This is a genomic window from Tenacibaculum profundi (assembly GCF_052050075.1).
In the GTDB taxonomy this organism is placed as follows: Bacteria; Bacteroidota; Bacteroidia; order Flavobacteriales; family Flavobacteriaceae; genus Polaribacter.
The window spans coordinates 475,504-489,401 of sequence record NZ_CP197225.1; the positions used below are offsets into that span (position 1 = coordinate 475,504).

Consider the following 13,898-nt stretch of genomic DNA (forward strand, 5'->3'; position numbering starts at 1 on the left):
TACTACACGTCTCGATTATTACATTAAAAATTAATTACTCTCTATTAATATATAACCAGCCTGTTCGTGCCTTAGCCCCTGTTCCTAGATCTAATAGATAATAATACGTTCCTGATGGCAATTGTTCCTCTATTTGAATATTAAAACGTCCATTAGACAAACCTGACCAACTATTATCGTATCGGTTTTTGCTATAAACTAAAGTTCCCCAACGATTATAAATCTCTAATCGATTATTTTTATAACGCTCTTCTCCAATACATGAAATTACAAAGTTGTCATTATTACCATCTCCATTAGGAGTAAACTCATTATAAATCGTCAAACATGGTAGCGTATCTGGATCTAAATAATCTGGAATTCCATCTTCATCTGTATCCAATGCATCCTCTGGACCTCCATCGCCATTCTGATCTGCTGACTCATCGATAGTATCAATGCCATCACCATCATCGTCCATATCTAAATAATCTGCAACACCATCACCGTCAGTATCGTCATTATTTAGATCTCCATCTCCATCAATGTCTTCTAAAATCGTTAAAATACCATCATCATCATCATCGATATCTTGGTAATCTGGCAAACCATCACCATCAAAATCTGGAACGTCGGGTAATTCTCCACCATTATCGGGGTCTATTAAATCAACCAAACCATCACCATCGGAATCAGTCATATCATCAAGCATACCATCACCATCAAGATCCAATAATGGATCACTGCCTCCTTCTTGTAAATCTGTAACACCATCACCATCACTATCTAAATCTTGAAAATCAGGTCTACCATCTCCATCAGTATCGGGAATAATAGATCTTATTCCTCCTTGATTGGGATCTACTGAATCTGCTAAACCATTACCATCACTATCAGTTTGATCGTCTATAATACCATCTCCATCACTATCTAATGATATATCTATACCACTTTCTACTAAATCTGAAATACCATCATTATCGCTATCTAAATCTTGAAAATCAGGTCTACCATCTCCATCAGTATCATCTAATATTGTTTTGCTTCCTGCATTAATATCGCTATCGTCAGCATCAGCTGTATCGATAATTCCATCATTATCAGCATCAAGCAAGCTATCTAATACACCATCTCCATCAACATCAACAATACTAGCGTTTTGACCACTTTCTATTAAATCTAGAATTCCATCACCATCACTATCTAAATCTAAATGATCTGGAATACCATCATCATCAGTGTCTCTATTCACATCACCTGCCTGTTCTACGGTATCTAAAATTCCATCATTATCAGCATCCAAATCATATAAATCTTCTATTCCATCACCATCGGTATCAATCATTAAGACATCTCCAAAACCATCTAAACCGTCAACTAAATCAGGAATACCATCACCATCAGTATCTGTTAGGTCATCAATAACGCCGTCTCCATCTACATCTAAGCTTCCTGGTAAAGCTGCATTATTAGGTTCTTGAAGATCGGGAGTACCATCATTATCTTCATCTGGTAAGGTATTACCATCAATCAAATTACCGGTATCTATTTGACCGTCATTGTTAGTATCGGCTCCGCCTGCTTCATCTACATCATTAATTCCGTCGCCATCACTATCTAAATCTTGAAAGTCTGGAACACCATCGCCATCAGTATCAGGAGTATTGGAAACTGTGCCTCCATTATCTGAATCAACCAAATCGGGTAAGCCATCATTATCACTATCTGTTTGATCATCAATAACACCATCATTATTAGTATCCAAATTAGAATCTCCTCCTCCTTCTACTAAATCAGAAATACCATCATTATCACTATCCAAATCTTGGTAATCAGGGATTCCATCATCATCGGTATCTATTAGAGAACTGCCATCCGTTCCTAGTTCATCTGAAGTTAAAATGCCGTCTCCATCATCATCTGCATCTTGATAATCAGGTGAGCCATCACCGTCAAAATCTGGCGTGTTTGGAACCTCTCCTCCATTATCTGAATCTACTGAATCAACTAGTCCATCACCATCGGTGTCTGTTAGATCATCAAGTATGCCGTCATTATTACTATCCAAATTAGGGTTATTTCCGCCCTCTTGAAGATCAGTAATTCCATCTCCATCACTATCCAAATCTTGATAATCAAATAAATCATCGCCATCGGTATCGGGAACATCAGGTAATACTCCACCATTATCTGGATCTATCGAATCGGATAACCCATCACCATCAGTATCAATTGTATCGTCTATTATACCATCTTGATTACTATCTAGATTTGGATCTGATCCACTTTCAATCAAATCCGATATTCCGTCATTATCACTGTCTAAATCTTGGAAATCAAAATGACCATCTCCATCAGTATCAAGAGGTATTGTACTGCTTCCTGAGTTGATATCACTATCATTTGCATCTGCTGTGTCAATAATACCATCATTATCTGAATCAGTAGAACTATCCAATACGCCATTACCGTCGGTATCAACTATACTGGCATCCTGCCCACTCTCTATTAAATCTGAAACTCCGTCTCCATCACTATCTAAATCTAAATGATCTGGAATTCCATCACCATCGGTATCTCTATTAAGGTCTCCAGCTTGTTCAACAACATCTAAAACACCATCGTTATCGTCATCAAGGTCATAAAGATCTTCTATTCCATCACCATCCGTATCAGTCATTAAGACATCTCCAAAACCATCTAATCCATCAACAGAATCAGAAATACCATCCCCATCAGTATCTGTTAAGTCATCAATAACTCCGTCTCCATCAACATCTAAGCTTCCTGGTAAAGCATCATTATTCGGTTCCTCTACATCTGGAGTTCCATCGCCATCTTCATCTGGTAAGGTATTACCATCAATCAAATTACCGGTATCTATTTGACCGTCATTGTTAGTATCAGCTCCGCCTGCTTCAATAACATCATTAATTCCGTCGCCATCACTATCTAAATCTTGAAAGTCTGGAACACCATCGCCATCAGTATCAGGAGTATTGGAAACTGTGCCTCCATTATCTGAATCAACCAAATCGGGTAAGCCATCATTATCACTATCTGTTTGATCATCAATAACACCATCATTATTAGCATCCAAATTAGAATCTCCTCCTCCTTCTACTAAATCAGAAATACCATCATTATCACTATCCAAATCTTGGTAATCAGGAACTCCATCACCATCAGTATCGTCAGGATTCGTTCTATCATCTCCTACTTCTACGCTAGTTAAAATACCATCACCATCATCATCGATATCTAATACATCTAATATTCCATCACCATCCTGATCATCAGGACCACTGCCGTCACCATTCGAATCGTATTCATCAGCATTACTAATACCATCACCATCACAGTCTGCTGTTCCTATAGCAAATGGATCTGGCATACAAGAATCATTAGGCACAACATCCAAAATATCACAAGTACCATCACCATCACTGTCTGTATTGTCTGGAATACATGGATTACTTGGATCTGGATCAACCGTATCACAAACACCATCACCATCGGCATCTGTAGCGTCTGGAATACATGGGTCTGTTATATCGGGATCTACTGTATCGCAAACGCCATCCATATCTTCATCATGACTATTGGGAATACATGGATTACCTGGATCTGGATCTATTACATCACAGACCCCATCATTATCAGCATCTATATTATTTGGAACACATGGATCTGTGGGATCTGGATCAACTGTATCACAAACGCCATCCATATCTTCATCGTTACTATTTGGAATACAAGGATCACTCGGGTTTGGATCTATGACATCACAAATACCATCACCATCACTATCGGCGCTATCAGGCACACAAGGTTCTGTTATATCGGGATCTATAGTATCGCAAACACCATCCATATCTTCATCATGACTATTTGGGATACATGGATTACCTGGATCTGGATCAACCGTATCACAAACACCATCACCATCGGCATCTGTATTATCGGGTATACAGGGATCAGTTGGATCTGGATCAACCGTATCACAAACGCCATCATCATCGGCATCGGTAGCATCTGGTATACAGGGATCGCTTGGATCTGGATCAACCGTATCACAAACACCATCACCATCGCTATCTGGAGCTCCTACAGGACAGGGGTCAGTGACTATCGGATCAACAACATCACAAATGCCATCATCATCTATATCACTTCCAGTAGGAATGCAGGGATCATTTGGATTTGGATCAACCGTATCACAAACGCCGTCACCATCGGCATCTGTAGCATTCGGTATACAGGGATCACTTGGATCTGGATCAACCGTATCACAAACGCCATCATTATCAGCATCAACTGAATTCGGATCACATGCCTCATTTGGATTTGGGTCTATCGTATCACAGATTCCATCGCCATCTGCATCCCTGGCATCTGGAATACAGGGATCTGTGGGATTGGGATCTACAGTATCACAATAACCATCACCATCACTATCTGCACTATCTGAATCACATGGATCATTCGGATTCGGATCTATGGTATCACAAACGCCATCACCATCAGCATCTGTCGCATCTGGTATACAGGGATCAGTGGGATTCGGGTCTATAGTATCACAATAACCATCGCCATCTTCATCCATAGAATTTGGATTACATGGATCATTGGGATTTGGGTCTATCGTATCACAAACGCCATCACCATCAGCATCTGTCGCATCTGGTATACATGGATCTGTGGGATTTGGATCTACCGTGTCACAATAACCATCGCCATCTTCATCCATAGAATTGGGATTACATGGATCACTTGGATTTGGATCTATAATATCACAAACGCCATCGCCATCACTATCTACTCCATTCGGAACGCATGGATTTGTTGGATTAGGATCAACACTATCGCATATCCCGTCGCCATCGCTATCTAAATCAAGAGAGCTACAAGGTGTTACAACTTCTGGATCTACAGTATCACAAACGCCATCGCCATCGGCATCTGTAGCGTCTGGAATACACGGATCATTGGGACCTGGATCAACAGTATCACAATAACCATCGCCATCACTATCAGTCGCATCTGGTATACACGGATCATTGGGACCTGGATCAACAATATCACAATAACCATCACCATCTGTGTCAGTACTTTTGGGAACACAAGAATCACTCGGGTTTGGATCTACCGTGTCACAAACGCCATCATTATCAGCATCGGTATTATCAGGAACGCAAGGATCTGTAGGATTTGGATCTATAGCATCACAATAACCATCATTATCAGCATCCGTACTATCTGGTATACAAGGATCACTCGGATTCGGATCTACCGTATCACAATAACCGTCACCATCGGCATCGGTAGCATCTGGTATACAGGGATCGCTTGGATTCGGATCTACTGTATCACATACACCATCATTGTCAGCATCGGTATTGTCAGGAATACATGGATCACTTGGATCTGGATCAACCGTATCACAAACGCCATCATTATCAGCATCGGTATTATCGGGAATACAAGGATCATTGGGACCTGGATCTATAGCATCACAATAACCATCGCCATCAGTATCTGTTGAATCTGGTAAACATGGATTGTTTACATCATTATCTGTAATTGTTCCTCCACCAACTAAATCTGTCATAGTTATCGACTCGGGACTTGGGGAACCTATAAAAACATTACTCAATAAGACTTCATAAGTTTCTGTTGTCTCATAAACATTATTGTCAATAGTTGTTATTGGAATAATAACTATTGTACTTCCTTCAGGTATTGTATAACTTACATTGCTTTGTTGTAAATAATCGGTTCCAAATGTAGCAGTTAAATCATTGGTTGAAACATCAAACGTTACATCGTACTGCGATGCATTGCTTAAAGTAGCCGTAAAGTTTGCTGTACTTCCTTCGGCAACTGTAATATCATCGATACTAATCGTTGGCGCTGGACTGGTCGTTGTATCATCTAAAATTGTTCCATCTCCTACTAAATCTGTTGTGGTTATCGACTCTGGGGTTAGTAAGCCAATACGCACATTACTCAGCGTAACCGTATAGGTCTCATTGGTAGGTTCATACGTAGTATCACCTAGGGTTACTACTGGAATCGTTACGGTAGTACTTCCAGCTAAAATCGTATAACTTTCAATACTCTGTGAGGTATAATCTACCCCTGCTTCTGCAGTGCCATCAATCGTGGTCACATCAAAGGTCACGTCATATTGGGAGGGATTACTTAAAGTCGCTGTAAAGTTTGCTGTATCTCCTTCGGTTACTGTGATGTCATCGATGCTAATCGTTGGCGCTGGACTAGTTGTTGTATCGTCTAAAATTGTTCCATCTCCTATCAAATCCGTGGTCGTAATTGACTCGGGTGTTGGAGAGCCAATACCTACGTTACTCAGCGTAACGGTATAGGTCTCACTAGTCGGCTCATAAGTAGTATCTGCTAAAGTTACTACTGGAATCGTTACTGTAGTACTTCCGGCTAAAATAGTATAACTTTCAATACTCTGTGAGGTATAATCTGCCCCTGCTTCTGCAGTGCCATCACTCGTGGTTACATCAAAGGTCACGTCATACTGAGCAGCATTACTTAAGGTTGCGGTAAAGTTTGCTGTACTTCCTTCGGTTACTGTGATGTCATCAATGATAATCGTTGGCACTGGACTGGTTGTTGTATCATCTAAAATTGTTCCTGATCCTACTAAATCCGTAGTACTAATTCCTTCTGGTGTTGGTGAACCGATACGTACGTTACTCATCGTAACGGTATAGGTCTCATTCGTTGGCTCATAGGTCGTATCCCCTAAGGTTACTACTGGAATATTTACCATAGTACTTCCGGCTGATATTGTATACGTCTGACTTGTTTGAGAGGTATAATCTGCTCCTGCAACTGCCGTATCATCACTCGTAGTAACCTCAAAGGTTACATCATACTGCGATGCATTGCTTAAAGTCGCGGTAAAGTTTGCTGTATCTCCTTCGGTTACCGTGATGTCATCAATACTAATCGTTGGCGCTGGGCTGGTCGTAGTGTCGTCTAAAATCGTTCCGTTTCCTACCAAATCCGTGGTCGTAATTGACTCGGGTGTTGGAGAACCAATACCTACATTACTAAGCGTAACCGTATAAACTTCATTGGTAGGCTCATAGGTAGTATCGCCTAAGGTTACTACTGGAATCGTTACCGTAGTACTTCCGGCTAAAATCGTATAACTTTCACTACTCTGTGGGGTATAATCTGCCCCTGCTTCTGCAGTGTCATCAATCGTGCTTACATCAAAGGTCACATCATACTGGGCAGCATTACTTAAAGTAGCTGTAAAGTTTGCTGTGGCGCCTTCGGTTACTGTGATATCATCAATACTGATAGTTGGCGCACTATCATCTAAATCTGTAATCGTTCCTGTCCCGATCAAATCAGTTGTTGTAATTGAAGTTCCCGTTCCTGTCTGAACATTACTCAATGTTACTGTATACGTTTCATTCGCTGGTTCATACGTACTATCATTAATCGTTACTACTGGAATCGTTACTGTAGTATTTCCTGCGGTAATCGTGTAACTTTGACTTGTTTGTGATGTGTAATCACTTCCTCCCGTTGCCGTGCCATCACTCGTAGTTATATCAAAAGTAACATCACAGGCTATCGCTTGGCTTATGGTAGCTGTAAAGTTTGCGGTGGTTCCTTCTGCAACTGTATTATCATCAATACTAATCGTCGGAACTGGATCTACGGTAATTTGTACAACATTGCTTAAGGCGGTACAAGTAACTCCATTAAGTAAAGAAGATACTTCTCTTCTATACCACATGTTCTGAGTATGCACTCCTGCATCATACGTGGCATTAGTAGCTCCTCCAATGGGTGTAAAAATAGATCCATCGGTACTGCTTTCCCATTGATAACTTAAAGTTCCGCTTCCTGTTGAAGCTTCTGTTTCTGTGAAAGCTACCGGATCATCTCCTAAACAAATTGTTTGATTTGATCCAACAGTTCCACCTGTTACATCATTTATGATTAAAGTAGCTTCCGAAGTCGTTACACTCGCACATGTGTTTTTTGTACTGGTTACTAATAATCTATATTTATTATTCGACGCTCCTATTAAAGAATTTGTTAAAGTTAAGCTTGCTGTAGTCGCATTGCTATAAACTCCTCCGTTAGGAATATTAGTCCATGGCCCCGATCCTCCTTCTTGTTCTTGCCATTGATATTCTAAATCTGTGGTATTGGGTGTACTTCCACTATAATTTGGTGTGGTTGCCGGTGCTGTTCCTGTAAATATCGTTGTGCTTAAAGAGGAAGCTACTCCCGTAAAGGTTACATTATCACCTAAACAGATGGTTGCATCGCTAGGTTGGGTATCTACTTGTAAACTGGTAGCTTCTGTTTCGTTACCCGTTACTCCATCATAACCTCCTGATCCTCCAGTGACTTGTCCATTACTATCAAATCCTGTTCCGTCTAAGTCTCCATCAGAGTCACCATCGGTTCCTCCTGATTCCAAAACATCATTACAACCATCATTATCACTATCTAAATCTAAATAATCGGGGGTTCCGTCACCATCTGAATCTACACATGCAATAAGTTGTATATCTCTCCATGCGATTCCTCCCGATAAGCCAGACAAGTTCAGAAATTCTACTCGAGTAATATCTTGGTAAAGAACATCTATTTCAAAAGGATTTCCTCCAGAATCTCCATTTGGAATTGACCTACCAGCTATAACAGCTTTTAATATATTTGACGCATCATACAATCTTATTTCACCAATATAACTTATGGCTTGAGCGTCACTTAAAACTACTCCTCCATTGTTATATATTCTTATTTTTTTCATATCCGTTTCCGGAAATGTATATGATACATCCGAATAACCTCCACTTGAAGTCGCATCCGCAATATAGGTTCCCAAACTACCATCAATTGTATTATTCAATGATCCAGCTAGACCTACTCCATTAACTGGTGAATTAAAATCACTGTCCGTACTGGAAACACTAATTGGCATTACTACCTCTTCTAAAGAACATTCAACAGAATCTAAGATTCCATCATTATCATTATCTAAATCACAGGAATCTGCTATACCATCAGAGTCATTGTCTGAAAAACTAGAAATGGAAACATCACAACATACAATGCTATCAGAACTATCAGTAACTGCTGCCGTTGTTGCTTGCCCTCCTGAGGTTGTTAAAGGAATACCATTTCCATCAACTCCACTCGTAAATACTCCATCTGTTAGCTGTGTATAATTGTATGACCCTGATGCCTCCAATGCATCGAAACAACCATCATTATCACTATCTAAATCTAGATAATCTTTTACTCCATCACCATCTGTGTCTGGGCAAAATATTTCATCAACTGAAAATCTGAATCCTTCTAAAGAGGCGCCTCCTGCTGCTTTAATAGAGAATTCAGTTGCCCCTACAGGAAAAACAACATACCATCTTAATAAGTTATTACTCCAAGCACCACTTCCTTTATCTCCTGGAGCTTGAGTAAAACTTCCCCCATTTGATATGCTATGATCTCCTCCAATAATTTGGTTTCCTTGAGGATCATAAATTTTAGCATTCCCACTTCCTCCTTTCCATGTGATAGTATAGGTAGAAAATTTTGATCCGAAACTAGCTGAAAAACCTGAAGAACTTTTATCTACAAAACCAAACAGTTTTAGTTCTAAATTAACACCAGAAGGTAATGAGCTTATTTTAAAGTTAGCATCTAAATCCCAATCTGAACTACCTGTATAAACAGAGTACAACTCATTATTATCTGTTAAACCCGAGGATAGGATTGTACCTCCTGTTTGAGTAATTGACCAATTAGCAGTGCCACCAGAATTTGGTAAATTAAAAGTTCCTTTTGTGGCATCAATAATACTGAAATTTCCTGCATCAGTAAAACATTCTTCTGAATCTAAAATACCATCATTATCTGAATCTAAATCACAATAATCACTAATATTATCATAATCTATATCCTCAAAACCAGATATAGCTGGATCGCAACAAGCCGAGCCATTATCTGCATTAGTAACGGATGCCGAAGTAACTTGCCCTCCTGATGTGATCAAAGGAATACCGTTTGCATCTACACCTCCAGTAAATGCTCCATTTGTTAATTGTGTATAATTATAATTACCATTGGCTTCCAAAGAATCATAACAGCCATCATTATCGCTATCCAAATCAAAATGATCATAAATACCATCTCCATCAGTATCTTCACCAATACAGGTTAAACCAGGTGAAGAATGATCTCCAACTAAAACTTTAACTTCATCTAAAGCTGGATAATTATATCCTGTTGAACTTGCTACATGACCGTCAGTTCCTGAATGAGCATAAAACTCTAACCTTTGATTTGCCGAAGTCACTGTAAAAACAATTCGTTCTTCCTGCCATACTTGATTTCCCTCACCAAGATAAGGCTGTTCGTTACTAAACTTTGATACTCCTCCAAAAAGAACTTCAAAACGTGCTAAATCATTGATTGCAGTTGTACCTTCAATCCCTGCGTGTGTTTGGTAAAAAACTACAGTATATTGTTCTCCTACCGTTAAATTTGTTAAATCAGTGTAAAAGGATTCGCCTCTTCCTGATGCATTAGTCCACCCTCCAACAAACACACCTCCATCAGGTGATGCGGGTGTTCCATCAGCAATTCCTGACCAAGTACCTGAACCTGTAGTAGGCATAGGCGATTGCCAGGAATCTGCACTTCCAGCACCATTTACCCATCCTCCTGCGGTAACATTGCTATTATATGCATCTGTACTGGCTATTCCTGCTAAGTCCTCGAAGGTTCCATCGACACCTAAATTTATCGCTGGGTTACAATTTATCCCTTCATCTATATCTAAGATTCCGTCATTATCATCATCCAGATCTAAATGATCAAATACACCATCGTTATCATTATCAGGTGGACAAACCATACTCGATTCATCCTTAACGGCTGGAATATCTCCTGTATTATACGCAGCACCAATCACAGATCCATCTGCATTCACTTCATTTTCTGCTAAAGTCAATGGATCACCTGTTCCATATTGTTCTCCGTCATCTCCATCTGTATTAAACAAATTATAAGCCTCATCAGCATCAGAACATGAATCGTTATCACTATCCGTATCTAAATGGTTTAAAGAACCATCTCCTTCATAATCGTCAGAACATCCAAGTAAAGGAAAATATTCTGCCACATAATTATTTAAATCGAAAAATATTTCAGATGCATACGAGTTTGTTTCTGCGGTACCTGATAAACTATAAATTCTATAATATTTATAACTTGAGGCATTTTGCGTAACTGTAAATACATGATGCCAATAATTACCATAAGTTAAAACTGGATTATTAGTTAGAGATTTATTATAAGTACTTGCTACATTTAAATCAATCCAAGAACTACCATCCTGACTTCCTTGTAATTTTAATTGTGCTCCGTTAAATTGACCATAATAGTTAGTGTATGTTAAAAATAGTTGGGCTATTTCAACAGGTCTAATGAACTCAAAGGTGTATATTGCTATTTCTGTTAAATTTTTAGGATAAAATTTGATGGCACCTGTGTTGTTGCCATCAACCAGTAAATTAGCATTATTGTAAGAAGGATCCATAGTGACACCAGAGGTAATCGTTACCACATTTTGACGGTCACCTGATTGAGCTTCATTCAACGATAAAAAACAGTTAGGTGATTCTACAGAATCTTTTATACCATCATTATCATCATCAACATCATCCAAATCACTCACACCATCTCCATCAAAATCGGAACTGGCTGATGATATAATAGCTATATTGATAGGCTCATCAGAGCATAAACTATCAGAATCACAAACCCTAACTGTTATTTCGTATAAATTATTAGTATCAGCATCTAAAGGTGCAGAATAATCAGGAGGACTGTTAAAAGTTATTACTCCTGTATTTGTATCTATTGAAAAATAAGCTGCATCCGCACCTAAGAGCGTATAGTTTAATCCATTATTTTCGCTATCTTTTTCATCATTACTCTCTATATCATGAACAACCACCGTATCAAATTCAGTATATTCAATATTTATAGCGTTGGTTATTTGAGGTGCTACTAGGATACACCCTAAATAAATATCAATTTCACCATATTGATTTTTATCCACACCAACAACATCATTATCCAAATCAACTAAAACACTATTATATGGTGACTCCTCATTAACTGGTGAAAATTGTACTCCGTAAATAGCAGGAGTTGGATAATTTAGTGCATCCCCTGTGAAAACTACATAATCCTCCGCTCCATTCACCTGTCCTGCTGTAACGTCATGGAAAGCCCAAGAAGCGCCTCCTCTGGAATTTGGTCCTGTCCCATTTCCGGGATAAATACCCGTTTGATATCGATTCGCTCTTTCCCATATCTTCTGATTATTTAAACTGTAACGATAATTGAAAACACTATGGGAACCTGTATATATGCAATTTGAAGATAGTTGTATTTCTGAAAGTAATACCTCATCACCAGCAGCATTGAAATCAATGTCTCCTACGGGAAAGTTAGAGACCGAATCTACGATACAAATTTCCTCCTTATCTGAAGATACTATAAAATCTCCATTTGCATCGAGCTCTAATGATCTAATAGACTTGATATTATTAACTCCATACAAAGAATAATAAAGTTTGTTTTGCATTTCATTATACCCAACTCCAACAACGAGTTCATTAACAGGTGCCGCATTCCCATTTATTGTTCCTGCATTTAAATAATCATATGTATTTAAAATGGTACCGTTATTTAGATCAATACGATAAATTTTCCCATCATCATAATTGGTAGCAAATAATATATTATGAACTGGATCAATATCAATATAACCAACAGTTAGTGATGTGCCTGGCAGGGTAACAAACAAACTAACCGAACCAGTTATTCCATCTATTTTATAGATATTAGCATTCCCTCCTTGTCCCCATATTCGTGTAGCGGAAGTATAAATATCACCTGTGTCTCTATCAATTGCAAGTCCCATCAAAGTTTGCCCTCCAAAGCTTGATGGTGTCCATCCTTGAACCATAGGCGTTGATTTCCAATATAAACCATGATTAGAAGAACCTCCATCATGCAAAGCACCTAAACCTCCAAAGTCTTTGATTCCGATAGTCATATTATCCAAACCAGGTAAACAAGTTATTACAGCATATCCCTTTTGTAAGATCAGACCACTGGGATCAGGTTCTTGACATGTATCTTGTAAGGAATATTTATAATCATTTACAATAATTGTATTATATATTGAACCTACCTCCATTTTCCAGTCGCCGCCTTTTCCTGTGATATTTGTTGAGGCTGCTACTGACACATTTAATTTTTTTTCGAGAAAATCGATTGTTTTTCTTCCTTTTATTCCTTTAGCAAAGTTACATCCATAAAAAATAAGAGACTTTAGCTTAGACTTATCTATTAGTAAAGTATTAAACCATTTTAGTATTTCAATTCGATTAAGCCATTTTCCGTTTATAAATAACATCCCCTCCTTTGCATGACTAAAAATATGTAACTGTACAGGTGATTCTTTTTTAAATTTTGAATAAATTTCATGATTATTTAAAATCGATTTTCTGATTAGGTCTTTATCTTCAAGATTAGATTCTATAAAAACTATTGACTCTGAGTCACCTGATTCAATTTTACCTGAATTATTAAATTCTATAATTTCTTCGGCAGAAATAGTTAACGAATTAAATAAAGATATAATGAAAACAATTAATAAAAATGAAAATTTATTTCTGTTTTCTTTAAATTTGGGAATTAAAAACATAATGTGATTTTTTACGTAAAACTTTAATTATGGAGATCGCTCGAATCTAATTATTAAAACTTTACGTAAAATTATTGTTGGTTAAATCAACATTATGTAACGATTAAGTGAATAAGAAGTT

The 13,898-nt window shown here is 38.2% G+C and carries 1 protein-coding gene; it reads right to left on the minus strand.

The features are described 5' to 3' along the window. Window positions 1-34: 34 nt before the first annotated feature. The gene (locus ACSIGE_RS01805; protein ID WP_440881086.1) at window positions 35-13,777 is read right to left on the minus strand and encodes a Calx-beta domain-containing protein; all 13,743 of its coding nucleotides are present in this window, start codon (window positions 13,775-13,777) and stop codon (window positions 35-37) included. Window positions 13,778-13,898 lie beyond the last annotated feature (121 nt).

Excerpts from the sequence above, each read along its gene's own strand:
- ACSIGE_RS01805 (WP_440881086.1), bottom strand. The coding sequence starts at position 13,777 with ATGTTTTTAATTCCCAAATTTAAAGAAAACAGAAATAAATTTTCATTT.